At 67.9% G+C, this 25,584-nt stretch carries 18 protein-coding genes; 4 read left to right on the forward strand and 14 right to left on the reverse strand.

Translation table 11 applies throughout. The annotated features are described in order from the left end of the window. Positions 1 to 33 precede the first annotated feature (33 nt). The 8 genes from Q0V34_RS00825 to Q0V34_RS00860 all read right to left on the reverse strand — a co-directional run bounded on the left by Q0V34_RS00825 (position 34) and on the right by Q0V34_RS00860 (position 11,406). Positions 34 to 1,071: a glycosyltransferase family 4 protein gene (locus Q0V34_RS00825; protein WP_297506515.1), complete on the reverse strand. Its 1,038-nt coding sequence runs from the start codon at positions 1,069 to 1,071 to the stop codon at positions 34 to 36. After that, on the reverse strand, positions 1,068 to 2,105 hold the full coding sequence (locus Q0V34_RS00830; protein WP_297506517.1) for a glycosyltransferase family 4 protein: 1,038 nt from the start codon (positions 2,103 to 2,105) through the stop codon (positions 1,068 to 1,070). The genes Q0V34_RS00825 and Q0V34_RS00830 overlap by 4 nt, the downstream gene beginning before the upstream one ends. A gap of 3 nt (positions 2,106 to 2,108) precedes the next feature. Continuing rightward, positions 2,109 to 3,224, reverse strand: coding sequence for a DegT/DnrJ/EryC1/StrS aminotransferase family protein (locus Q0V34_RS00835; RefSeq protein WP_297506520.1), 1,116 nt, complete (start codon positions 3,222 to 3,224; stop codon positions 2,109 to 2,111). Further along, positions 3,221 to 3,865, reverse strand: coding sequence for an acetyltransferase (locus tag Q0V34_RS00840; RefSeq protein ID WP_297506522.1), 645 nt, complete (start codon positions 3,863 to 3,865; stop codon positions 3,221 to 3,223). Before Q0V34_RS00840 ends, Q0V34_RS00835 begins: the two co-directional genes overlap by 4 nt. After that, entirely contained in the window at positions 3,865 to 4,842 is a 978-nt protein-coding gene (gmd, locus tag Q0V34_RS00845) for a GDP-mannose 4,6-dehydratase (RefSeq protein WP_297506525.1), read from the reverse strand. Before gmd ends, Q0V34_RS00840 begins: the two co-directional genes overlap by 1 nt. 138 nt (positions 4,843 to 4,980) lie before the next feature. Then, a complete protein-coding gene (locus Q0V34_RS00850) occupies positions 4,981 to 6,291 on the reverse strand; it encodes an HlyD family type I secretion periplasmic adaptor subunit (protein WP_297506527.1) in 1,311 nt (436 codons plus the stop codon). A 61-nt stretch (positions 6,292 to 6,352) separates the two neighbouring features. After that, on the reverse strand, positions 6,353 to 8,080 hold the full coding sequence (locus tag Q0V34_RS00855) for a type I secretion system permease/ATPase (protein WP_297506529.1): 1,728 nt from the start codon (positions 8,078 to 8,080) through the stop codon (positions 6,353 to 6,355). A 263-nt stretch (positions 8,081 to 8,343) separates the two neighbouring features. Next, complete coding sequence (locus Q0V34_RS00860) at positions 8,344 to 11,406, reverse strand: S-layer protein (protein ID WP_297506531.1); 3,063 nt, start codon at positions 11,404 to 11,406, stop codon at positions 8,344 to 8,346. A gap of 261 nt (positions 11,407 to 11,667) precedes the next feature. Between Q0V34_RS00860 and Q0V34_RS00865 the strand changes: the two genes are divergently transcribed. From Q0V34_RS00865 to Q0V34_RS00880, 4 genes are all read left to right on the forward strand, one after another. Then, positions 11,668 to 11,967 (forward strand): helix-turn-helix transcriptional regulator, encoded by a 300-nt coding sequence (locus Q0V34_RS00865; RefSeq protein ID WP_297506533.1) that lies wholly within the window; start codon positions 11,668 to 11,670, stop codon positions 11,965 to 11,967. A 68-nt stretch (positions 11,968 to 12,035) separates the two neighbouring features. Beyond that, positions 12,036 to 13,586 (forward strand): hypothetical protein, encoded by a 1,551-nt coding sequence (locus tag Q0V34_RS00870; protein WP_297506535.1) that lies wholly within the window; start codon positions 12,036 to 12,038, stop codon positions 13,584 to 13,586. A gap of 88 nt (positions 13,587 to 13,674) precedes the next feature. Then, the gene (locus Q0V34_RS00875; protein WP_297506537.1) at positions 13,675 to 15,015 is read left to right on the forward strand and encodes an FkbM family methyltransferase; all 1,341 of its coding nucleotides are present in this window, start codon (positions 13,675 to 13,677) and stop codon (positions 15,013 to 15,015) included. A 10-nt stretch (positions 15,016 to 15,025) separates the two neighbouring features. Beyond that, entirely contained in the window at positions 15,026 to 16,330 is a 1,305-nt protein-coding gene (locus Q0V34_RS00880; protein WP_297506539.1) for a glycosyltransferase family 4 protein, read from the forward strand. A gap of 135 nt (positions 16,331 to 16,465) precedes the next feature. Here Q0V34_RS00880 and Q0V34_RS00885 read toward each other — a convergent pair whose 3' ends face one another. The 6 genes from Q0V34_RS00885 to Q0V34_RS00910 form a co-directional block, all read right to left on the reverse strand. Then, on the reverse strand, positions 16,466 to 17,959 hold the full coding sequence (locus tag Q0V34_RS00885) for a tryptophan halogenase family protein (protein ID WP_297506541.1): 1,494 nt from the start codon (positions 17,957 to 17,959) through the stop codon (positions 16,466 to 16,468). Between the two features lie 17 nt (positions 17,960 to 17,976). Next, positions 17,977 to 19,011, reverse strand: coding sequence for a cupin-like domain-containing protein (locus tag Q0V34_RS00890; protein WP_297506542.1), 1,035 nt, complete (start codon positions 19,009 to 19,011; stop codon positions 17,977 to 17,979). Further along, positions 19,008 to 19,727, reverse strand: coding sequence for a SapC family protein (locus tag Q0V34_RS00895; RefSeq protein ID WP_297506543.1), 720 nt, complete (start codon positions 19,725 to 19,727; stop codon positions 19,008 to 19,010). The genes Q0V34_RS00890 and Q0V34_RS00895 overlap by 4 nt, the downstream gene beginning before the upstream one ends. Before the next feature lie 96 nt (positions 19,728 to 19,823). Further along, positions 19,824 to 22,922 carry a TonB-dependent receptor gene (locus tag Q0V34_RS00900; RefSeq protein WP_297506544.1) on the reverse strand — a complete coding sequence of 1,033 codons (3,099 nt, stop codon included), beginning with the start codon at positions 22,920 to 22,922 and terminating at the stop codon, positions 19,824 to 19,826. A 321-nt stretch (positions 22,923 to 23,243) separates the two neighbouring features. Beyond that, entirely contained in the window at positions 23,244 to 24,533 is a 1,290-nt protein-coding gene (locus tag Q0V34_RS00905) for an NRAMP family divalent metal transporter (RefSeq protein WP_297506545.1), read from the reverse strand. Between the two features lie 10 nt (positions 24,534 to 24,543). Beyond that, complete coding sequence (locus Q0V34_RS00910) at positions 24,544 to 25,497, reverse strand: cation diffusion facilitator family transporter (RefSeq protein ID WP_297506547.1); 954 nt, start codon at positions 25,495 to 25,497, stop codon at positions 24,544 to 24,546. Positions 25,498 to 25,584: the final 87 nt, after the last annotated feature.

Raw genomic sequence — 25,584 nt, forward strand, 5'->3', positions numbered from 1 at the left:
CCGTTTAGGCGGCTTCAACCGAAATTTTGTGGCTTAATCAAGAAGACGGCGAACCGTCTCCTCCCATGTGACATTCTTGTCGCGCCAGAGATCGCGCGCGGCGCGGCCCAGCGCGATCGCTTTCGCGCGATCCGAGGTCAGGCGCTCCAGCGCCTCGGCCAGCGCCGTCGGCGTCGGCTCGGCGACCGCCCCGGTCTCCTGGCTGACGATTTCCAGCAGCCCGCCGCTGTCGCTGACCGTCAGGACGGCCTTGCCCGCGGCGAAGGCCTCCATCGTCACATAGCCGACGCTGTCCTCGTCGAACGGCAGATAGGCGCAGATCAGCGCGCCATTGGCCCAGCGGGCGATGTCCTCGCGCGGATGGAAGCCGAACCGCAGATCGACGCGGTCCTTCAGGTCCAGGTCCTCGACCAGCTTGCGCAGGCGCTCGGCATAGGCCTCGTTCTCGGGGGGACCGGCGATGACCAGGCGCGGCCCGCGCGGCAGCAGGGCCAGGGCCTCGATCAAGAGGTGCTGGCGCTTGCCGGCCGCGACCCGACCGCCGGCGAAAACGTAGTCGCCATGCTCGCCGCCGGTGAACAGCTCGCCGTCGTTGAGCGGCGGATAAAGCACCTCGCTGGGCACGCCGTTGAACCGCATCAGGCGGTTCTGGGTGACGGGCGAGTTGCAGTAGATCTTGCGGCACTGGGCGAAGCAGTCGTTATCCGCGGCCCGGATCGCCGCCTTCACGGCCAGCCCCGTCTCGTCGAAGTCGAGATGGCTCTGCCCCGCCTCGGACAGGTCATAGGCCTGGCGGAACTGGTGCAGCAGCCACAGCACCTTCTGAGGATGCGGGATCAGATAGGCGGGGAACTTCAGGCCAATGACCCGATCGACATTATAGAGCCGCAGCCCCTTGGCGATCAGCATCTCCTCGATCAGCCGCTCGGCCGGCTCCCAGGCGAAGGGCACGCGCACCAGCTCGGACTGGACGCCGGGCGTGGCGTTCAGCCGGCGGACCAGGTGATCGGCCAGCTCCTCGGCGCCGCCGCGCTGGAACGGGGCCGCGTTGTTGACGACCAGGACCTTCATGCCGTGAGGCGCTCCACGACGGTGCTCCAGTCGATCTTCATCTCGGCCAGTCGGTTCAGCGAGGCGGTTCCCATCTTGGTGACGCGGGTCTTGTCGGCGTGCAGGCGATCGAACTGCTCGGCCAGGGCCCGCGGGTCGGGTTCGCTGATCAGGCCGTTGCGGCCGTGCTCGACCAACTCCAGCACGCCGCCGCTGTCGGTCGTGGTGACGATGGCCTTGCGGGCGTGGGCGCCTTCCAGCGACGGATAGCCGTAGCTGTCCTCGTCCTTGGGCAGATAGGCGACGGCCAGGGCCTCTTTCAGCATGTCGGCCTTCTCGTCCTCGCTGATCCAGCGATCCTCGAGAATGACCCGATCCTGCACGCCCAGATCCTTGGTCATCTGGACCAGTTGGCGGCCGTAGTCGGGGCTGGAGGCCGTGCCCGCCAGACGCAGCTTCACGCCGGTCTTCACGTGCTGCATCGCCTCGATCATCAGCGCCTGGCGCTTGTGCGGCTCCAGGCGCGAGATGGCGACGATCTCGTCGCCATAGCCGGTGTGGGTGAAGCGCTCGGGCTGGTAGATCGGCGGATAGAGGGGCGTGGCGTCCAGGCCGTTGAACGCCTTCAGGCGATCGGCGACCACCTGGGAATTGGTGAACACCGCCCGGCTTTCGGCGATGGACCGCGTGTCCAGCGCCCGCAGATTGTCGCGAACCGCGCGGTGATGGGCGTCGTCGGGCATGCCGCGATAGGGCGTGTCCCACAGATCGTAGAAGGCGCGGATGTGGTGGATGAACCACAGCACCTTGTTCGGATGGTCCACCACATAGGCCGGCGGCCGGAAACAGATCACCCGGTCGCACGACTGGGTCAGGTCCATCAGCCGCCAGGCGGCGATCTGATGCAGGATCTCGTTCGGGTCGTCGACGAATGGCAGATAGAACCGCTCGACCTGATGGCCGGCCTCGACCAGCTTCTCCTCGAGCCACTCGACGATGAAGCGCGCCCCGCCGTTGATGAACGGCACGATCGAGGACAGCAGGACGATGCGCATCGGCTAGACCAGCACCTGGTCGAGCGCGGCGACGACGCGGTCGATGTCGGCCTCGGTCAGGCCGGCGTGGGTGGGCAGGTTCAGGCCGTCCGCGCCGCAGGCCTCGGCCTGGGTCAGGTCGCCCGTCGCCAGGTGGGCGTAGGGCGGCATCACATGCATCGGGTGGAACACCGGACGGCTCTCGACGCCCAGGGCGTCCAGGGCCTGGATCGCCGCGTCGCGCGAGATCGAAAGGCCCTCGCCCAGGCGCACGGTGTACATCCAGAACACGTGACGGCCGGTGTCGGCGACATGGGGCTTGATCACCCGGTTGCCCAGGCGCGCCAGCTTGTCCTCGTACCAGGCCACCACCCGCTCGCGGGCGGCCAGGTGATGCTCGATCCGCTCCAGCTGGGCCAGGCCGATGGCGGCCTGGATGTTGGTCATGCGGTAGTTGAAGCCGACGACCGGGAACCAGTAGCGGCGGTTCGGGTCCATGCCCTGGCTGCGATAGAGCCGCATGGTCTTGGCCAGGTCGTCGTCGTTGGTGGTGATCATCCCGCCCTCGCCGGTGGTGATGATCTTGTTGCCAAAGAAGCTGAACGTGGCGCAGTCGCCCAGACTGCCGGACATCCGGCCCTTATAGGTCGCGCCCACGGCCTCGGCCGCGTCCTCGATGACCATCAGGCCGTGCTTTTTGGCGATTTCCAGGATCGGATCCATGTCGGCGACCTGGCCGTACAGGTGGACCGGCATGATCGCCTTGGTGCGCGGCGTGATCTTGGCCTCGATCAGGGCGGGGTCGACATTGAAGGTGCGCGGGTCGTTGTCGACGAGCACGACGGTCGCGCCGCAATAGGTCACGGCGTTGCACGAGGCGATATAGGTCAGGCTGGGGACGATCACCTCGTCGCCCGGGCCGACCCCCATGGCCACCAGGGCCAGGTGCAGCGCCGTCGTGCCGTTGTTGCAGGTGATCGCGTGCTTGACGCCGCAATAGTCGGCGAAGGCCTTCTCGAAGTCGGTGATGAAGCGGCCGGCCGACGAGATCCACGTCGAGTCCAGGCACTCCAGCACGTAGTCGCGCTCGTTGCCGTCGAGGCTGGGCGCGGCGACGGAAATCCGCTGCGGGCTGGTCACGAACGCTCTCCTTTGATCTGGCCCTTGATCCGGGCCGGCACGCCGACCGCGAGCACGCCGTCCGGCAGGTCTCGCACCACGACGCCGCCGGCGCCGACGATCGCATCGGCGCCGATGGCGACGCCCGGAATGGCCCGCGCGCCGACGCCCAGGAAGGCGCGCGCGCCGACGCTTACGCCGCCCGCCAAGGCCGAGGCGGGTCCCACATGGCAGGCCTCGCCGAGACGGCAGTCATGGTCGACAACCGCCCCGGTATTGATGATGGCCAGGTCCTCGACGCGCGTCTTGGCGTTGATCGCCACGCCAGCCATCACCGCCACGCCCACGCCCAGCCGCGCGCTCGGCGAAATCACCGCCGAGGGATGCACCGCGTTGACCAGGCTAAAGCCCTGTTCCCGCGCCTTCCCCGCCAGCTTCTGGCGCAGCCGGTTATCGCCGATCGCCACGAACAGCTTCGAGAGCCCCTGCCCGCGCAGATCGCCCAGGGCCAGGTCGTCGCCCACCACCGGAACGCCCAGCACCGCGCGCGGGGTGGGATCGGCGTCGACGATCGCCGCGACCGACTCCCCCGTCGCCCGCAGGCTCTCGATGACCACCTTGGCGTGGCCGCCGCCGCCGATGATGACGACGCCGGCCGTCATCAGTTCCGCGACCGCCGCGCGATGTCGGCCTCGACCATCTCGGAGATCATCTCCTGCATCGTCGTCTTCGGCTCCCAGCCCAGCTTGGCCTTGGCCTTGGCCGGATCGCCCAGCAGCAGTTCCACCTCGGCCGGACGCAGGAACTTCGGATTGATCGTCACGTGGTCCTGGTAGTTCAGGCCCACGCTGGCGAAGGCCACCTCGCACATCTCGCGCACGGTCCAGGTCCTGCCCGTGGCGACCACATAGTCGTCCGGCGTCTCCTGCTGCAGCATCAGCCACATGGCCTCGACATAGTCACGGGCGTGACCCCAGTCGCGCTTGGCGTCCAGATTGCCGAGCTCGACGGTCTTCTGCTGGCCCAGCTTGATGGCCGCCACCGCGTCGGTGACCTTGCGGGTCACGAACTCGATGCCGCGCAGCGGGCTTTCGTGGTTGAACAGGATGCCGGCCGAGGCGTGCAGGCCGAAGCTCTCGCGATAGTTCACCGTCATCCAGTGGGCATAGAGCTTGGCCACCGCGTAGGGCGAACGCGGGTAGAACGGCGTGGCTTCCGACTGGATCGGGTGCTGCACCAGGCCGTACATCTCGGACGACGACGCCTGATAGAAGCGGGCGCCCGGGCACTCCAGCCGCACGGCCTCCAGCATGTTGGTGGTTCCAAGGCCGGTGACCGATCCGGTCAGGTGCGGCTGGTCCCACGAGGCGCCGACGAAGCTCTGGGCGGCCAGGTTGTAGACCTCGTCCGGCTGGAGGCGGCGGATCAGGCGCGACAGGCCGCCCGCGTCCAGCAGGTCGCCGAGCTCGAACCGGATGTCGTCATAGACGCCGATCCAGCGCAGCCGGTCGCCGATCACGTCGGCCGAGGCCGAGCGGCGCAGCATGCCGTGGACGGTATAGCCCTTCTCCAGCAGCAGCTTGGCGAGATACGCGCCATCCTGGCCGGTGATGCCGGTGATCAAAGCCGTCTTAGCCACGCGCGGGTCGACTCCAGTAACAATGAAGGTGTCTGACTACACTATTGAAGGCGATTGGAAAGCGGCGCCGGCGACATTTCGACCGGCGGCGACCGCTTTCCGAAAAGCGTGGGAAATCAGACTGTTGAATCGCCTCGGCTATTCCTCGCGCATGGTCGTGCGCAGCGTGTCGCGCAGCGGCGAGAACAGGTACTGCAGAACGGTGCGCTCGCCCGTCGGCACGATCACCTGAGCCGGCATGCCGGCGGTGACCTTCGAGCGGAATTCCGGCGGCAGCTGCTTGAGGTCGACGCGGACGATCCCGAGGAAGTAGACGACCTTGCCCTCCGGATCGCTCAGACGATCGCGCGAGAGCGACTCGATCTTGCCGTTCAGGATCGGGATGCGGCGCGAATGGAAAGACGGAAGGCGCACCTCGGTGGCCATGCCGGGGCGCACGTTGTCGACGTCGGTCGGCGCGAAGTGCGCCTGGATCACGAAGGCCTCGTCGTCGGGCGCGATTTCGACCATCGGTTCGGCCGGGCGAACGACAGCGCCCTCGGTGAAGAAGCGCAGGTTCTGGGCCGTGCCGTTGACCGGCGAGACCACATTGATGCGGCGCTGCTGATCCGAGGCCACGACCTCCTTCTCGCTCACCTCGGCGAGCTTCACGCGGGTCTCGGCGATGCTCTGGCTGACCTCTTGGTAGAACTGCTGCTTGATCTGACGGATCTTCAGCTGGGTTTCGCCGATGCCCTGCACCGCCTTGGCGCGGTCGGCGGTCAGGCGGCCGATCGAGCCCGACAGCGACGCCTGCTCGCGCTCCAGCGCCAGCAGGCGCGGCCGCGGCACCAGGCCCTTGTCGTAGATCTTGCGAAGATCGTTCAGCTCGTCCTGGATATAGCCCAGCTGGTCTTTCAGGCCCTGGGTCTGGCGATCGATGCCGTCGATCTCGCTCTGATATTGATCGCGCTGGGCGTTCATCAGGTCCGTCTGGCCTTGGATGGTCTGACGGCGCTCAATGAACTGGGCCTCTTCGTCGGCGATGGCGCGCGAGACCATGGGGTCGCCCCGCTGCGAGGTCAGCTCGGCCGGGAAGCTGATCGTCGCGCGCTGGTCGCGCTCGGCCAGAAGCCGCGCTTCCATGGCCTTGAGGGTGACATACTGGCTCTTGGTGATGCCCGCCGCGGCGTTGGCCTGGGTCGGGTCCAGTTCGAACAGCAGCTGGCCGGCCTTCACCTTCTGGCCTTCGCGCACCAGGATCTTGCGGAGCATGCCGCCTTCCAGGTGCTGGATCGTCTTGCGATTGCCCTCGGCCGAGATCACGCCGTTAGCGATCACGGCGCTGTCCAGGGGCGCGAACGCCGCCCAGCCTAACAGGCCCACGAAGGTGAAGGCGATGACCGCGTAGCCGATGCGGGCCACGCCTTTGAAATTGTCCGTCGGACGCTGGATCTTGGGGGGCTTCATTTTTCTTCAGCCTGAAGGGCGCGCCCCAGGGGCGGCCATGACGATGTGTTCGGACGGAGGATTACTGGGCGCGCGCCGGGGCTGGCGCGTTGGGCGGCGGCACCTGCGGCGCGGCGCCCGTCAGCTTGGCCAGCATGTTGTCGCGATCGCCGAAGTCGGCGATGACGCCCTGGTTGATCACCATGATGTAGTCGGCCTGGACCAGCAGATTGACCTTGTGGGTCGCGAAGATCACGGTCCGCTTGGCCGCCTTCAGGCGGTTCATCGCTTCCATCAGGGCGACTTCGCCGACCTGGTCGAGGCTGGCGTTGGGCTCGTCCAGCACCAGCAGCGCCGGCATGCGGAACACCGCGCGCGCGAGGCCCAGGCGCTGGCGCTGGCCGCCGGACAGCGACGCCCCGCCATCGCCGATCGGCGTGTCATAGCCGAGCGGCAGGCCCTGGATCATCTCGTGGACGCCGGCCAAGGTGGCGGCTTCGATCACCTCTTGCGACTCGAACTCGGTGAAGCGGGCGATGTTCTGGGCCACCGTGCCCTGGAAGAGCTCGATATCCTGGGGCAGATAGCCGATGTGGCGTCCCAGTTTCTCGGGGTCCCATTGCTTGATGTCGTAGCCGTCCAGCCGGATCACGCCGGCGGCGCAGGGCCAGACGCCCACGATCCCGCGCAACAGCGACGACTTGCCCGCGGCGCTGGGCCCCACGATGCCCACCGAGGTGCCGGCGTCGATCCGGAAGCTGGCCTGGCGGACGGTCGGGACCTGCCCGCCCGGGGGGAGGATCGAGGCGGCCTCGGCCGAAAGCACGCCGCGCGGTTCGGGCAGCGGCATGTGGTCGTCGGCGTTCGTTTCCTGGCGCAGCATGGCTTGGAGCCGATCCCAGGCGCCGCGGGCGCCGATCAGGCCCTTCCATTGACCCACGGCGCCCTCGATCGGCGCCAGCGCGCGGCCGACCAGGATGGAGCCGGCGATCATCGAGCCGGCGGAAATCTTTCCGTGAATGGCCAGATAGGCGCCGCCGCCCAGGATCAAGGTCTGAACGACCTGGCGGAAGACCTTGATGCCGGACATCACCGCGCCGCCGGCGTCGCTGGCGGCGGCCTGCCAGGCCACCTGCTCGTCGCGACGCACGCGCCAGCGCGCCTGAAGCCCGCCCCACATGCCCATGGCCTTCATGACCTCGGCGTTGCGCAGGGTCGAGCTCGCGTCATTCTGAGCCGCGATCGAAGCCATGGTGGCCATCTGGATGGGGTTCTTGGTGGCGTTGTCGTTCATCACCGCGAGGCCAAAGATGATGAGGCAACTGATGATCGCCAGCACACCGAAGAAGGGGTGCAGGATCCACGACACGATGATGAACACCGGCGTCCAGGGGGCGTCGCAGAACGCGATCAGGCCCCCGGTCATGAACTCGCGCACCTGGTCCATGTCGCGGAAGGCCTGGCCGCCGGCGCCGCGGCGGTTCAGGGTCGAGTCCAGGACGGTCTTGAAGATCGGATCGCGCGCGACGCCGTCGAACTTCAGCCCGCCCCGCACCAGAACCTGGGTCCGCAGCGCCTCCAGCAAGCCGTAGACGACGAACAGAAAGACGCAGATCAGCGTCAGCACCACCAGCGTCGCGACATTGCGGCTGGACAGCACGCGGTCATAGACCTGCAGCATATACAGCGGGCTGACCAGCGCCAGGATGTTGATGAAGAAGCTGAAGACCATGGCGGTGATCACCGCCGGACGGGCGACCAGCACGGCCTGATTGAGGATGGTCGGCTTCGCGCCAGTACGGGTGGACATGTCTAGCCTTCAGAACCCCGCGGCTGGCGCGGTCGTATACAGTAACAACTTAGGTCGCGTCTCGACCACGAAATTGTGGCGGAAAATGAGCATTGCGCCGCTAGAGCACGTCGTCGTCGCGCGCGCAAGCCAAGCCGCGGAACGGCGCCCGCTTTGGATGTCATTCCCCTCAAAACAAAACCCCCATCACCAGAGGTGATGGGGGTCAGTATTCTAGGGTTTCGTTGGAAGCCGGCTCAAGAACCGGCTTCCTCCGAAGCGCCTTAGCCCAGCGTCAGCGTGTGAGCGCCGGCCGAGAAGGTGGCCTTGCTGAGGTCGACCAGACCGGTCAGCTTCACGACGATGTCGCTGCCGTTCTGGAAGGTCGCGCCGGCGGCGACGTCTTGCACGATGTAGGTGTCACCACCGTACTGGAACCACGAGACCTTGTTGGTCGCGTTGCCCGCGGCGGCGTTGTCCAGGAAGTCCTGGAACACAGCCGTGCCGGCCAGGGTGATCGCCGTCGCGCCGAAGCTGGCGGCGTTGGCGTTCGTGATGATGTCACCCTTGTTGGCGTCGACGATGGTGCTGTAGCTGTTGCCGCTGGACGGGGCCGCCAGCACGAACGTGTCGTTGCCGCCGTTACCGGCCACAACCGCCTTGTTCCCGATGGTGATCGTATCGTTCGCGGCCGAGCCCGTGACGACGATCGCCGGCGAGGTCGAAGTCGCGGCCGAAACGTCGATCGACACGCCCGCGGTGTTGCCCGAACCGTTGACCGAGGTCAGGGCGGTGAAGGCGGCGTTCGAGGTGAACGAAGCCGCTTGATCGCCCGTGATCGCGACGGTCTTCAGCGCCGTGTCGGTGGCGGCGATCGACAGCGTGTTCAAGGCGACGTCGGTCTTGTTGCCCGTCGTCACGGCCGTCGAGAGCTTACCGGTGCTCTTGAAGGTCACGTTTTCGACGTTGTCGACCGTCACGGCCACGGTGGCGGCGGTGGTATCGACAGTGGCGTCGTTGTTCTGCGTGATCGTCGTGTTGGCGACCACGTTGACCGTGTCGTTGGTGCCAGCGGCCGCGCCGGTGACGTTGACCACGACGCCGCCGTTGTTGGTGGCCAGGTTGCCAGCCAGCGTGAGGGTCGAACCGCTGACGAAGTTGGTGACCGTGTCGTTGCCGCCGGTGGCGACGCCGGTTTCCAGGGTCAGACCGGTCAGGCTCGGCAGAACGCCGAGGTTGTAGGTCTTGCCGTTGAACGAACCCGAGTCGCTGATCGACAGGATCTCGAAGCCGGTGATCTTGGCGATGTCCGCGGCCACGAAGGTCGAGGCCAGGGTCGCCCAGTTGGCGTCGGAGATGCTCAGAGCGTCGTTGACGCCCGAACCGGCCTTCAGCGTGACGCCGGCGGTCGGAGCGGCCGCCAGGATCAGCTTGTTGTCGCCGTTGCCCAGATCAACCGTCGTGGACGGACCGGCCGCCGTCGAAAGGGTGACGACGTCGTTGCCGGCGCCGAACGTCGCGCTGGTCAGAGCGGTCGTGTTCAGCGTGACCGTGTCGCCGCCCGTCGCGGTCGAGGTGTAGGTCTTCAGGGTGTTGCCGAAGGTAGCGACGACAGAACCCGTGCCCGATTCCGAGAACGTGGCGATCGGGCTCGCCGGGAACAGGGACAGAACCTGGTCGCCAGCGACGCTCAAGGTCTTGATGTTCGAGCCGCTGAGGCCCAGGGTCGAGGCCTTACCCGACGTCGTGACGTTGACGGTCGAATAGGCGTTGTTCGTGTCGATGAGGCCGGTCGAGACGTTGTTGACCGCCAGGGCCAGCGTCGTCGTGGCGTTGCCGCTGCCGAAGTTGTTGGTCACGGCCACGTTGGCGTTGCCGTTGGCCAGCGTCAGGCTGGTCAGGGCGTTCGACGTCACGGTCGAGCCCAAGCCGTAGCCGCTCAGGATGACCGTCGACAGCGTGCCGAGCTTACCAGCGGCGGCGGCGCCGTCCGTGGCGTTCAGCGCACCGCCCGCGGAGCCCGTGCCCAGGGTTTCGGTCAGCGAGATGCTGGCGCCGCCCTTGGTGGTCGCGGCGACCGTACCCGCGTTCTTGTTCGCGGCGACGGCGGCGGTGACCGTGATGTTGCCGGCGACAGCGGTGCCGCCACCAACGTTGACCGAACCCGACGAACCACCGCCGGCGTTATCCAGGCCCGACGCGGTCACGGTGGCCGACGAACCGCCGTTCACCACCACGGCGCCCGTGGTTTGAGCAGTGACCACCGACACGGCCGTGCTGGAGGCGGCGGTAGCGGAGGCAGCGCCAACGGCGCCGTTCACGTTCAGCGCGGTCGTGCCGGCCCAGCTGCTGCTGTCGGCCGTGACCGTGCCCGTGGCCAGGATGTTGACCGTCTCGACGTTCTTCACGGTCGTGCTGGCCGCGGTGGTCGTGTCGAGGTTGCCGACGATCGCGAAGGTCAGGGTGTCGTTGCCCGCGCCGCCGTCGATCGAGTCGAGAGTGGACAGCAGCGAAGCGCCCGCGCTCGAGCTGCCGACGAAGGTGTCGTTGCCGGCGGTGCCGACCAGGGTGTCGATGCCAGCCGTCAGCGCGAAGCTTTGGCCGACAGCGCCCGCGCCCGGATAGGCCGTCAGGATGTTGACGCCGGCCGCGTTGTCGGTCGACAGGACGCCGTCCGAGAGGTCGTTGATCAGAGCGGCGGTGGCCTTGGCGTAGCCGCCGATGCCCGACACCGTCGCGGCGTTCAGGATTTGACCGATCAGCGCGGCCTTGACGGCCAGATCGATGTCGGCGGCGGCGGTCAGGCCCGTGTTCGCCTTCACGAAGGCGTTCAGGTAATTGACGTTGTCGGCGCGCGTCAGATAGGCGACGGCGGCGGCCGGATCGACGCCAGCGGCTTGGGCCGCGGCGTTGCCGATGATCTTGTCGTAAGCCGAAGCGACGGCTTGCTGGACCGTAACCGAGCCGTAGTTGCTGGCGAAGGCGGTCGCGCCGGCGCCGCTACCCGTGGCGAGGTTGATCGAGAAGTTGATGAAGCGATTTTCTTGAGCGAACTTCGAGTAGTACGCGTCGTTCAGGTCGGTGGCGTTGGTGGTCGAGTTGACCAGGTAGGCCAGACCAGCGGCCGACGGAGCGGCGTTCGTGAAGAACTGGTAGGTCTCGACGGCGACGGCCGTCGTGCTGTTGACCAGCTTCAGGGTGTTGGTCAGGGCGGTGGCGTCGGTGATGCCGCCGGTTTGCGACTGGGTCGCGTACGCGTCGAGCGTCAGGGTGGTGGCGGCGTCGGGCGCCTTACCGAGGTTGGCGTTGGTGTACGCAGTCACCAACTGGGCCGTCGTATAGGCCATGAGGATTGTCTCCCAAAAAAAATCCCACACCCCCTGCGACCGAATGGCGCGCATGGGAGCAGCGATGGCTATAGAGCAAACGTCATACGTCGACAATAGCCGAAATCGAGCCGTACAGCATTTTTCTAACCGTACAGCAAATTCCTATATAGCGTTTCTTGAACCCCCGCCCCGAAAGCGCTATATCGGTTGGGATTTCGCCCGTCGGATGAGTGAGCGCGCGCCCGCGCCCCTCGCGGCAGGCGACCGCGAGGCATTATAATGTATGGCAACCCACAACGCCGCAGCGCCTCGGAGGTTCAAGACCTCCGCCGCGAAGGCGGTCGCTGGCTGAAGGAGATGCGCGAGGCCGTCGGCCTGTCGCAGCGTCAGCTGGCGGCCAAGGTCGGCGCCGACTACTACACCTTCATCTCCCAGCTGGAGACCGGCCGCGGACGCATTCCGCCGGATCGTTACCGCGACTGGGCGCAGGCCCTTGAGGTCTCCGAAAAGACCTTCGTGCGTGAACTGCTCCGCTTCTACGATCCGATCACCTACGAAATCCTGTTCAGCGAAGACTAGTTCGGTTAGTGTCCCGTCGTCGGCGGGGGAGCCGGCGCTCGTTTTAGGCGTGGGGAAGCTTCCACCGCATGACCGCTCAGGTCCTTTCTTTCTTCCAGCGCTCGCCGCGCCACGCTCCGGCGCCCGCCGATTGGAGCCAGCAGGAACTCGCGGAATTCTATCGCGTCGAGAGCGCCCTGATCCGCGCCGGCATCCGGGTGGGCACCGATCGCGGCCTCAGCGACGAGCGCGAGCCCTGGTTCGTCTTCTACCGCGCCGATGACGGCGAGGTTGTGATCCACTTCGCGCGAATCGACGGCGAATACGTCATCGCGGGTCCGGCCTACGAAGAGATCGCCCGCGGCTTCGATTTCTCGGGCCTCGTGCGCAACATGGTCGCGCGCCATCCGCTGATCCGCCGCGCGGACAACGGCGGCAACATCTCCGTGCACCCGGCCGCCCTGCTGGTGGCCGTGGTCGGCACCGCCTTCTTCAAGACCGGCGAAGCGCGGGCGGCCGAAACCGGCGCCTCGAACAACCACTCCGGCCATGGCCGCCCGGCGCTGCTGGCGTCGAGCTCCAGCGCGGGCCTGACGAACTTGGCCGCGCCGATGGCGGCGCCGCTGCCCGCGTCGGAAACGGTTCAACTGCCGGTCAGCCAAGCCGTCCTGATCATGGCCGCGGCGATGTTCGCGTCGAACTACGCCGTCGATACGGCCAGCGTCAGCGCGGCCTCGCAGACGGCGATCGCCGCCGCCGCCGCCGCGCTGGACTTCGGAACCATCGGCGCGCCGTCCGCGCCGTCCGACACGGCCGTCTTCGCGCCCGCCGCGACCCACGCCACCGTCGTGGACAACACGCCGGCGCAAACCGTCTCGACGGTGCTCTCCCTGGTCGCGGTGCTGGCCTCGCTGCCCCCTCCCAGCGAGACGCCCGCCGCGGTCGCCGGCCCGCTGGGCGTCAGCGACCACGCCGATCGTCAGGACAGCGCCCTGGCGGCGCTGCAGGCCCACACCGACGCGGCCACGTGGACCATCGACGTGCGCATCGGCTTGAAGCTCGGCGGCCTGCCCTCGTTGGAGGCGGTCCAGCTGGTTCGCGGCCTGCTCGGCGAGAGCGGCGCCCAGAACATCACGGTGATCGAGGTCTCGAAGCTGCCCGACGTGCTGGCGGACCTGATCGCCCGCGGCGATCACATGACCGTCGGAACGCCGCCGACGCTTTCGCCCGCGCCGACCACGTCGGAGCCGGTCGTCACGCCCCCCGCGCCGCATGACGCCATCGTCTCGCCGCCCGTCACCACGCCGGTCACGCCGGAGGCGGCGACGGACGCCCACGCGACCCCGGAGACTCCGGCCGACCCCGTCGTGAAGCCGCCGGTCGTCGACGCCAGTCCGGCCCCCTCGCCCTTCGCTTCGCCGGACCTCGTCAAGCAGTTCGTCGAGTACTTCGTTTCGCACACGCGCGGGGTCGAGGTGATGGTGCGCGGCGCCGACATCGTCATGTTCGACGCCAGCATCCTGCGCGACGCCAGCGCGGCGACCCACCTGACCAGCATGCACTTCGCGTTCGCGGACGGGGGGTCGATCAGCCTGGTCGGGAATCAATCGTCCTTCCTGAAAGACGGGATTCTGGTCTAGACGACACCCCCTGGGGTCGCTCGCTCCGGACACCGCGTGATCAGAGAAGCGCGCCGCGCCTTGGCGGTCGCGCTCGGGAAGGACTGACTTGAGGCCCGTACGCCTGGACATGGCGATAGACGCCGCCATGCGCGCTCCCGCCGCCGCGGCCGACGCGGCCGAGAGCCTCGACTCGCCGCCCGGGGCGCCCACGCTCTCGACGGCGCCGCCCGCGCCCGTGGGCCCGCCGCCGCGCCGCCGCTTCGCTTTAGCGCGCCGCCTCCTGGCGCCGCTGCTGTCGCCGATCGCCCACTACGCGCGTCGCTATCTGCAGGCCAGCGTGGAGCACGAGCTTCGTCAGGCCCAGGCCCAGATCAACGCGGTCCAGGCCCGCCTAGACGACACCCAGGCCCTGCTGCATCTGATCTTGCAGCAGCAGCAACAGTCGACGGTCTTCATGGGCCAGCAGCTGGAGCGCGTCGGCCAGCAGCTGAGCCGGATCGAGGGAGAGGCGGTGCGCGGGCGGGAGCACGCCGCCAGCGCCCATGACCATGGCGTCCGCATCGAGGGTCTCGCCCACGGCCTGCGCACCGAGCTCGCCGGGTTGCCGGGCCTGTTCGGTCCGCGCTTCGACGAACTGGAGATCAAGGCGCGGCCGCTGATCCACTACGACGCCGAGTCGACCGCGATCCGTATGCGCGACGGCTATATCCTGGCGCCGACCGCCCTGCCGACCTTCGTCACGATGCTGGCGAACGCGACGAGCAAGGGCCTGGAGCCCGGCACCGGCGACGCGCTGCGCCGCCTAGTCCAGCCGGGCATGGTCGTCGCCGACGTCGGCGCCAATATCGGCCTCCTAACCCTGATCCTGGCCTGGGCCACGGGCCCCGGCGGCAAGGTCATCGCCTTCGAGCCCGAGGCCGTCCCGCGGTCGAACCTCGAGAAGATGAAGTACCTCAACGGCCTGTCCTGGGTCGAGGTGCGGGATCAGGCCGTGGGCCAGGCGCCGGGCCGCCTGACCTTCCACGTCAGCGACATCATCGGCCACAGCTCGCTCTATGCCCTGCCCGAGGCCGAGGAAGCCCGGACGGTGGAGGTAGAGGTCGTGCGCCTCGACGACGTCGCGCCGAAGGGGCGCATGGACGTGGTCAAGATCGACGTCGAGGGCGCCGAGCTGGACGTGCTGGCCGGCATGCGGGGCGTGATCGCCAAGAACCCCGACCTGGCGATCGTCGCCGAGTTCGGCCCCGAGCACCTGAAGCGGGTCGGCCAGACCCCGGCCCAATGGTTCAAGGCATTCGCCGACGCCGGCTTCAAGCCCTATCTGATCGACGAGGCGACCGGCGCGGCCGAGCCGACCGGCGCCAAGGCGGCCGCCAAGGTGGTCTCGGCCAACATCGCCTTCGTGCGCGCCGGCGGCGACGCCGAAAAGCGCCTGCTCAGCCGCTAGGACCCGCCCGATGAAGATCTGCTGGGTGACGCCGCTCGTCATGCGCTCCTCGATCGGCCGCGTCGGCGTCGAAGTCGCCCGCCAGCTGGCCCTGCGCGGCCATCAGGTGGAGATCCTGCGCTGCGAGGACCAGGAAGAGCCGGGCGAGGCGCTGCATCCGACCGTCCTGCCGGTCCGCCACTGGCGATCCTACGATCTGGCGCGGCTACGGACGGACTTCGACGCGGTCATCGTCAATATCGGCGACAACTACCTGTTCCACGGCGGCGTGTTCGCGATCCTGGAGGCCGCGCCCTGCCTCGGGATCTTCCACGACTTCTATCTCTACAACCTGTTCTCGGGCTGGCTCTATTATAACGGCCTGGACTACCGTCGGCACGACGCCGAGATCGTGGCGACCTACGGGTCCCAGGCCGAGCCGGTCGCCGTGGCCATTCGCTCGGGTCAGATGCCGGACATGGGCGAGATCGCCCGTCACGCGCCGATGACCGAATGGCTGGCCGGCCGCTGCGAGGCCGCCCTGGCTCACGCCAACTTCTACGCGCCCCGGATCGAGGCCGCCTGCCCCGGCCCCGTGGCCGTGACGCCGCTGTGCTGCCCCGATCGCGCGACGCCGCCCGGCCCGCCGAAGACCGAGAGCCCGCTGACCATCACCACGGTCGGGGTGATGAACCCCAACAAGCGCGCCGAGGACGTAATCCGCGCGATGGGCGGCTCGGACGTCCTGAACGCCTGCGTCTACCGCCTGGTGGGTCCGATCTCGGACGAGGAACGCGCCAGGCTGGAGGGCGTCGCCGCGGAGGTCGGCTTTAAGGGCCTGACCATCGACGGCGCCGTCGACGACGGCACGCTGGACCAGCGGCTGGACGAGGCCGACATCATCTGCGCCCTGCGGAGGCCCGTGCTGGAAGGCGCCTCGGGCTCGGCCTGCGAGGGCATGCTCAGCGGGCGGCCAACCGTGGTGGCGAACGCCGGCTTCTATGGCGAACTGCCCGACGACCTGGTCTTCAAGATCGGCGGCGAGGTCGCGGTGGACGAATTGCGCGCGGTCCTCGAGCGCCTGGCGGGCGACGCCGCCCTGCGCCGCCGGACGGGCGCCGCCGCGCGCGCCTGGGCGCTCGAGACCCTGAACGGCGCGCGCTACGCCGAGGCGGTCGAGACCTTGGTTCAGGCCCAGATCACCAGCCGCCCGCTGTTGGCGATCGGCGGCCGCCTGGGCGGCGAGCTGAAGGCCATGGGGCTGGCCGAGGGCGATCCGGCGACGGCGCGGATCGGCGCGACGCTGCAAAAGCTGTTCGCGCCGATCGAGGCATAGTCCGCCGTCATCCCGCGACGTGTTCGCGGGACCCATGGTTCAGCTAGCGTGGCGGGTCAGCGCATGCTCGCTCCGACCGTGCGGCCGACAAATGGGCCCCGCGCATGAAGCGCGCGATGACGCGGTGAAAAGCCGCTAAGCCGACTTGCTCAGCGCGCAATAGCTGTCCAGGAACGCCTGATGCTGCGGCAGCCGCGCCACCGCGCCCGCGATGTTGCGCTTCAGGTCGTCCAGCGCCTGCCTCAGCTGCTGCGGCGGCATCAGCCGGCCCATCTGGTGGTAGGTCTTGGGCGCGACGCGCTGGCCGAGCAGCACCTGAAGCCAGGAGTCGACCTGGAAGAGCTCGCCGGGGGCCTGATAGACCTGGGCGCTCTCGCGGAAGAGTTCGATGCGCTGCGCCAGGGTGTCGGGAATCTCCATCTCGCGCACGCGGTCCCAGAACGGGCTGTCGGAACGCTCAGTGGCCTTGTAGTGCAGGATGATGAAGTCGCGGATCTTGGCCAGTTCGTCGTCGGCCTGGCGGTTGTAGCGATCCACCGCCGCCGGGCTGATCCCGCCGAACGGGAAAAGCTGCATCAGACGCGTGATCCCGATCATGATCAGGTGGATCGAGGTCGATTCCAGAGGCTCGACGAAGCCGCTGGCCAGGCCCAGCGCCACGACGTTCTTGTCCCAGGTCTTGCGGCGGCGGCCGGTGCGGTAGCGGATCAGGCGCGGCTCGATCAGGGTCTCGCCCTCGATCTGGCCCAGCAGCATCTCCCGCGCCTCGTCGTCGCCCATGAAGGCGCTGCAGTAGACGAGGCCGTTGCCGACGCGGTGCTGCAGCGGGATCTTCCAGCGCCAGCCGGCGCGGTGGGCGATGGCGCGGGTGTAGGGCACGGCCGGCTCGGTCGAGCGGGTCTGCACGGCCAGGGCGCTGTCGGTCGGCAGCCAGTGGCCCCAGTCCTCGAAGCCCGCCTTCAGGGTCTGTTCGATCAGCAGCCCCCGGAAGCCGGTGCAGTCGACGAAGAGGTCGCCCTCGACCACCTCGCCGCTCTCCATCACCAGCGCCTCGATGAAGCCGCTCTCGGCGTTCTGACGCACCGAGGCGATCTTGCCCTCGACCCGCCGGGCCCCGTCGCGCTCGGCCATGCCGCGCAGGAACCGGCCATAGAGACCGGCGTCCAGGTGGTAGGCATAGTTCAGCGGGCCGTCCTGGCCGGTGAAGAACCGGTTCTGCTCGGCCGCCTTCAGCTCCAGGCAGTAGTCGCCGAGATCGCCGCCGAAGCCCTGGTCACGCGCCTGCAACCAGAAGTGATGGAAGCCGCCCATCCAGGTGGACTTCCCCACCTGGCCGAACGAGTGGATGTAGCGGTCGCCGATCTCGCCCCAGTGCTCGAACGAGATGCCCAGCTTGAAGGTCGCCTGGGTGGCGCGCATGAACTCGGCCTCGTCGATGCCCAGCAGCGCGTTGAAGGTGCGGGCGGTCGGGATGGTCGACTCCCCTACCCCCACCGTGCCGATGTCCTCGGACTCGACCAGGGTGATGTCCAGCAGCGGGCCAAGCTGTCGAGCCAGGGCCGCCGCGGCCATCCAGCCGGCGGTGCCGCCGCCCGCGATCACCACCTTGCGGATCGTCTGCTGGGTCATGCTTTCCTCCCCTGTTGTTATCGGTTCAGCCGGTCGAGCAGGTACGCTCGCAGCCGCCGGGCCTTGATCTCATCCATTGGCCCGAGCGGCCCCCGCGCCGCCTCGGGCAGGTGCGCCCCGGCGCGGTCGGCGGGGCCGAACACGTAGTAGTCGAACAAGGCCCTCCAGGCCTGTTTCTCGAAATCGGGCCGGTCGCGCAGGCTGAGCAGGCCGTGCAGCAGCGTGGTCATCGGCGTGTCCATGAAGGCCGGCGCGCGGTTCCACCAGTAGTTCACCAGCACGTTGAACGGGGCCAGGGCCTCGACCTGGTGCCACCAGAGCGCCGGATAGACCAGCACGTCGCCCGGCTCGAGCTCGGCGACCTGGGCGCTGGCCAGCGCGTGGAGAAAGCCGGGGTGACGCTCGAAATCGGGCGCGTCGAAATCCACGAGGCTGACCACCTGGCCGCCCGGCGTCGGCTCCAGCGGACCCGGATAGAGGTTGGCGCCCTGGTCCGGCGGGAACAGGGTGAAGCGCCGACGGCCGACCGCGCAGACGGCGATGTTGTTCGACATGTCCCAGTGGGCCGAGGCCACGGTGCGGTTGCCGATCCAGATCCCCGCCATCGGCGCCTCGGGGCCGAAGACCTCGGGGCCGAGACCAAGGTCGTTTTCCGCCTTGAGGGTCGGGAAAAAGGCGTCGAGATCCGTCGAGCCGACATAGACAGACGGCGGATCATCGTCGTCCTCGACCGCCTCCAGGCGCGCCAGGAAGTCCGCCAGCGGCGCGCGCTCGGCCTTGAAGTTCATCGCGGCGCGCGTTTCGTCGTAGAAGAACCGGCCCTTGATCGCAGGGTCGCCGAGATAGCCCACGACCCGCCCGCCGCGATCGTGGGCGCGAATGTAGTCGCGCGCCGCCTGGCTGGAGGTCAGGCCCGCCTGGACGAGCGGCCAGTCGCGCGCAAGACCCCGGAACACCATGGGGGTCTGACCGCTCAGCACCGCGTCGAACGGGATCTCGGCCGGCGAGCCGACCGTGGTCTCCAGCGTCCGGCGGGCCGTCAGCGCGGTCATGCCAGCGCCCGGCGGCGGTTCTTGCGGGCGATCAGGTCCTCGATATTGCCCATCGACGCGATCAGGGCCCAGGCCGCGCGCAGCAGGCCGGACTGGTGTAGGCGCTCCAGGTCGGCGCCGCTCACGGCCGCCAGACGGTCGGGCGCCAGGCTGAAGACGTCGGGAAGGTCGTAGCTGGTCTGGTCGTCCAGCTTGATCTCGATGTCGATCGGCTCGATCAGGCCCAGGTCCTCGAAGGCGGCGAACATCGGACCGGCCACCTCCAGGCCCTCGTGGATGACGCCCAGGGCGCGATTGACGCTCTGCAGGTAAGGGGTAGCGCCGCCGGCCGGCAGGAACAGGCGCTCGCCGGCGTCGCGGCTGACGCGCGGATGGTCGAGATCGACATGGATCATCGGCCGGGGCTCGCCGCCGCGATCGTCGCGTTGCAGGGCGATGGAGAACGGTCCGCGCCGCTGCACCGCCGGGACGTACCGCGCGTTCCAGCCGGTCTCGTCGAGGAAGAGGTTTTCGTCGCGATCCAGGCCCAGCAGGGCCACGGCCTGGTAGGCGCCCGCCGCGTCCTTGCGGATCAGGATCGGGTATTCGCGCTGCACGGCATCGAACTCGGTCGGCAGCACCAGCGTCTGGTTCACCCCGTCGCCGAGCGCCACGCCGTGGCCCGCGATCACCCGCAGATCGGCGTGGTCGACATTGTTCAGGAGCACTCGGTTCATCGCTTCTCGCTCGCTGGGAGCCACGCACTTCAAAGGAAGAAAGGGGCCGCCGCAAGCGGCGACCCCCAAACGCTACGCCTTAGGAGACTTCCGGTCCTAGAAGCGGTAGCGGGCGCCGAGCAGGAAGCGGCGGTCGAGTTCCTGAGCGAACCACAGCTCGTTTTCGTCGCGAGCATAGGTGCGCAGGTGTTCGTTGGTCAGGTTGATGCCTTCCAGCGAGATGGCCAGCTTCGGCGTCACGTCGTACGAGACGCTGAAGTCGACCTGGCCGAACGGCTCGACATTGACCGGATTGTGCCCGCCGCCGCGGTTGGTGGCTTGCAGGAACCGGTCACGCCAGTTGTAGGCCAGACGCGCGGAGATCCCGTGCTTGTCGTAGATCAGCGTGGCGTTGGCCGTGTCCGACAGGCCCAGCAGCGCGAACTGGTCCTCGTCGGGATTGGCCGCGTTGTCGAAGCCGATATCCCCGCGCACCAGCGTATAGGCCCCCGCGACGCCAAGACCCGTATCGCCGAAGAAGTGCTGCGCGGCGATTTCGAAGCCGTGGATCTTGCCGGTCTTGTTGTTGATCGGCTTGGAGACCTGGAAGTTATACAGGGCGTCGCTGCTGTTGGGCGTGATGTCCACCGCCGCCAGGATCTGGTCGGCGAAGGCCTGGTTCAGGTCGCCGCCGGCGATGCGGTTGGCTTGGTACTGAGCCGTCGCCGCCGCCACCGAGCCGGTCTGCTGGATCAGCGCCGTCATGGTGAACAGGTTCACGTCGGTCTGGCTGGCGCCGATCGTCGCCAGGGCCGCCTTGGCCGCCGCCGAACGGCTGCCCGGCCCGGCGGCGCTGGCGTCGCGCAGACCGAACAGGTTCTGCATCTGCGTGCCGGTGCCGACGAAGTTGCTCACCTGCTTGTCGAAGAAGCCGACCGAGATGTAGCTGCCGGGCTTGTAGTACCACTCCAGCGAGACGTCGACGTTGTCCGAGATCAGGGGCGCCAGGCTGGGGTTGCCGCTCTTGCCCAGCGGAATGCCGCCGTTGGCGGTCGGACGGTTCGGCTGATCCACCGACGCCGAGGCGAAGAGGTTGCCGTACTCGGGCCGCGCGATGGTGCGGCTGAACGAGAAGCGGCCCGTCAGGTTGCTCCGCAGATCGACGCGGAAGTCCATCGACGGCAGCAGGTTGTGGTAGCTGCCCTTGCCCGAGACCGGCTGATAGGTGTTGCCGGTGAGAACGCTGAAGTCGTTGTCCGCCGTCCAGAGGATGTTGGCGGGAACGCGGACCAGCGAGGTCGAGGTGGTCTTGGTGGTCTCGTAGCGGAGGCCGGTGACCAGTTCGGTCGGCATGCCCGCCAGCTCGGACTTCCAGGTGACCTGCGCATAGGCCGCCGCGATGTTTTCCTTGACCCGATTGTCGTCCTGACCGGTGACGTTGATCGGGTTCGTGGCCTTATAGGCCGCCGACAGCGCGTTGTAGAGATCCAGGGCGTTGGCGCGGAACGACACCAGGCCCGGGCCGCTCTGGTTGGGATTGAAGTCCTTGAACTGGCAGGCCAGGCAGAACTGCTGGATCAGGCTGCCCGCGTACTTCTGCACGTCGCCCGGCGAGGAAATGCCCCAGGTGCCCAGGTCCTGCTGCGTCGACGTGGCGGTCTGGATCATCGTGGACGTGCGGTAGTCGACCCCGAAATCGAAGCGGCTGCCGTTGTCGTCGAGGTCCCAGCGGCCGTCGAGGCGGATTTCCTTCAGATCCTGCCGCTGACGCTCGGCCCAGGTGCGGGCCACCTGGCTGCCCAGATCGCCGGCGTCGAGCTTGCCGTTGCCGTTTCCGCGAGGGGCGGCGTCATTGATCGTGAAGGTCTGGATCGGGATCGCGCCGCTGTAGTCCACCTGGTGCGACGCGATGACCGGCGCGCCGATCGAGACGGCGGTCGTGCTGGCGCCGTTCGGCGCGTTCGGCCGGCTGTCGGCCTTCGAGATGTGGCCGTCCAGGGTCAGCTTGAACTTGTCGGTGACGTTCCAGTCGGCGTTCAGGCCGACCGACTTCAGCGTGTCCTTGGTCCCCCGATACTGCTGCTCGAAGCCCATGTCCTTGGTGCCGCTGAGCGTTTCCTGGGTCAGGACCGACGTCGCGATGACCGGGTTCGTGTCGAAGACGACCCTGTTGAACGGACGGTTGAACCAGTTGGTGCTGTCGTTGCGACGCTCGAACTGCTTGTTCTCGGCGTAGAGGCCGTCCAGCGTCACCGTCAGGTTCTCGGTCGGACGATACTGCACCGAGCCCTGGCCGTTGATCCGCTCACGTTCGCCCTGGGCGAAGTGGTAGCGGCTGTCGTTCGGGATCGCCACCAGGGTGTTGGGATTGCTGGGCGCGTTGGTGATCTGGGTCGCGCCGCCGGCGCGGACGAAGCCGTTCGCCGGGTCGTTGAACTGGGCGAAGGTGCGGATGTTCCAGTCGTTGGACGTGGCCGAGCGGCTGGTGAAATCGCGCTTCTGATAGCTGCCGAACAGGGTGACGCCGAACTTCTCGCCGTCATCGACCCAGTTCACCAGGCCCGAGACTTCCGGCGTGAACTTGCCGCCGAAGCTGTCGACCTTCTTGTCCATGCTGGTGTCGTAGACGCCCTTGACGCCGACGCTGCCGGTCAGGCCCGGCTTGCCGTCCAGGGGCCGGCGCGTCTTGACGTTGATGGCGGCGCCGATGCCGCCCGACGGCACGGCCGCGCGGCCGGTCTTGTAGACCTCCAGCGTGGTCACGCCTTCCGAGGCGAGATTGGAGAAGTCGAACGAGCGGCTGGTGCCCGCCGTGACGTCCGCCGACTGGTCGCCGCCGATCACGGACACCCGGGCGGTCGGCATGGAGCGACCGTTCAGGGTCACCAGGTTGAAGCTGGGACCAAAGCCGCGGACCGTGACCTGGGAGCCTTCGCCGTTGGTGCGGTCGATGGACACGCCGGTGATCCGCTGCAGGGATTCGGCGAGGTTGGTGTCCGGGAACTTGCCGATGTCCTCGGCCGAGATGGCGTCGACCACCCCGCTGTTGGCGCGCTTGATCTGGATCGACCGTTCCAGCGAAGCGCGAATGCCGGTGATGATGACCTGATCGACCGTAGTGTCCTGCGATTGCCGCGCCAGCACCGGGCTGGCGAACATGGCCGCCGTGATGGCGACGCAAGAGGCAGACGCGTGCAAGCGACGAAGCCGCTTCATAGCCGTTCCCCCTAATCTAGCCCTTCTCTAGGGCGGTGTTTTTGTTTCAAGCCGGAAACATTTCCGACCGATCTTTCGAACTCCCGGTCCCCGGAAACAACCAGGGCAAGAGAGGCTAGTTAGCGGTAACATCGGTCACGGACCGCCGCAATGGCAAATTGACAGCGCTAGCAATCTTTTTTCAAGCGCTTTTTTCGGCAACTGGTCCTGAAATTTGACCGCCAGGGACGATCGGGGCGCGACGCCGCGAAATCGCCGCCTTCCAAGGGTCGCGGCGAAGTTGTCGGGGATTGCGCGGGTGTAACCGAGGTCGACCTGGCGTCAGTCCCCGGTCGCCAGCACCACCACCATCGCCAGGGTCGCCGCGGCCATCACGGCCGTCGCCAGCCAGCCGAAGGTCTTCATCAACGGCCCGGCGATGAACCGTCCCATCTGATCGCGCCGCGAGACCACCAGCATCAGCACCACCATCATCGGGGCGGCGATGACCCCGTTGATCACGGCGCTCCAGAACAGCGCCTTGATCGGATCGATTCGAAGGAGGTCGATCGCCACGCCCAGCACCGTGGCCGCTCCGATCACGGCATAGAAGCCGACCGCCTCCCAAGGCTTGTGGTCGAGGCCGCAGGACCAGCCCCGTGTCTCGCCCACCGCATAGGCGGCCGAACCGGCCAGGACAGGCACCGACAGCAGACCGGTCCCGACGATGCCGAGCGCGAACAGCAGGAAGGCGAACTTGCCGGCGGCGGGCTCAAGCGCTCGGGCCGCGTCGGCCGCCGTGCCGATCTGGTGCTGGCCGCTGGCGTGCAGGGTGGCGGCGGTCGCGATCATGATGGCCAGGGCGATCAGGTTCGACACCGCCATGCCGAAGAAGGTGTCCAGGCGCAGGCGCTTGAGCTCCGGTCGGGCCTGGCTCGGCGCCTGTTTCAACGGCTTGGCCTTCGGATCGTGGGCGACCTCCTCGACCTCCTGGGCCGACTGCCAGAAGAACAGATACGGACTGATCGTGGTGCCGAAGACCGCGACGATCGTGGTGATCGCCTCCTTCGACCCGAACAGGCGCGGATCGGGGATGAACAGTCCGCGCGCGACCGCGGTCCAGTCCAGCTTCACGACCAGGGCCACGGCGACATAGGCGAACAGCACCAGGGTCAGCCACTTCAGGATACGGACGTATTTCTTGTAGGGCACGAACATCTGCAGCAGCAGCGAAGCCAAGGCGAAGCCGATGGTGAACAGGTGCGCGCCCCCGCCCGCCAGCAACTGGCCGGCCGCGCCCATCGCCGCGAGGTCCGCGCCGATATTGATCGTATTGGCCGCGAACAGCAGCGCGACCAGCCCCGTCACCGCCCAAGGCGGGATCACCGCGGCCATGTTCCGCGCCAGGCCCTGGCCGGTCACTCGACCGATCTGGCCGCTGACCAGCTGGATCGCGCTCATCAGCGGATAGGTCAGCAGAAGCGTCCAGAGCAGGCCGTAGCCGAACCGCGCCCCGGTCTGCGAATAGGTGGCGATGCCGCTGGGATCGTCGTCGGCCGCGCCGGTGACCAGGCCCGGTCCCAGTTGCTCGAACAGCGCGATCGATCGGATCCGGCGGCGCAGGCTGGTCATGCGAAGCTCGCTAGGCGGTCTGAGTTTCGAGGGATCGGGCGTAGGCGTCGCGCGCCCGGCCGGAGCGGACGAAGACCCGGGTGATGCGGGCGTCGACCGCGCGGATGGCGGCGGCGAACTCGTCGGCGGCGTTCTCGATCTCGCCGGCGGTCAGGGCGTCCTTGAAGTCGAGCGTCACGCCCAGCAGGATCTCGCGCGGCCCCAGGTGCATCGACAGCACCTCGATGACGGTCTCGACGCGCGGATCCTCCGCGATCACCTGGCGCACGGCCGAGACGATCCGGGGCGAGGCGGCCTCGCCGGTCAGCAGGCTGCGGGTCTCGTTGGCCAGGAAGATCGCCACCACCACCAGCAGCAGGCCAATGGCCATCGACGCCGCGCCGTCGGCCCAGGCCAGCCCGACGGACGAGCCGGCGACGCCCAGCGCGGCCACGGCCAGGCCCGCCAGAGCCGCGCCGTCCTCCAGCAACACCGCGAAGACCGAGGGGTCCTTGCTGCGCCGCAGGGCGGTCAGGAACGGCGCGTCGCCGCGCGAGACCTTGAACTCCTTCCAGGCGACGACGAACGAGCCGCCCTCGAACAGCGCCGCCAGGCCAATGACCAGGAAATTGATCCAGGGGCGGGCCATCGGCTCGGGATGGCGGACCTTCAGCCAGCCCTCATAGATCGAGAAGGCGCCGCCCAGGGCGAAGATCAGCAGCGCCACCACGAAGGCCCAGAAATAGAGCTCCATGCCGTAGCCGAACGGATGGGTCGGACTGGGCGGCCGCGCCGCGCGACGCAGGCCCAGCAGCAGCAAGCCCTGGTTGCCGGTGTCGACGGTCGAGTGGATCGCCTCGGTCAGCATGGCCGACGAGCCGGTCAGCAGGAAGGCGACGAGCTTGGTCGCCGCGATGGCCAGGTTGCCGGCCAGCGCCGCGTAGACGACGGTCGCGGAGCTGTTGCGGGGTCCGGTGGCGGCCATGGGGCCTGAACGTGGCCTTACGGCTCGGCGTTCCGCGAAGCTTGCAAATCGGCGCCGTGGCCAGGCGCGCGGGTGGCCAGGCCGTCG

Source organism: uncultured Caulobacter sp. (assembly GCF_947036865.1).
Lineage (GTDB): Bacteria > Pseudomonadota > Alphaproteobacteria > Caulobacterales > Caulobacteraceae > Caulobacter.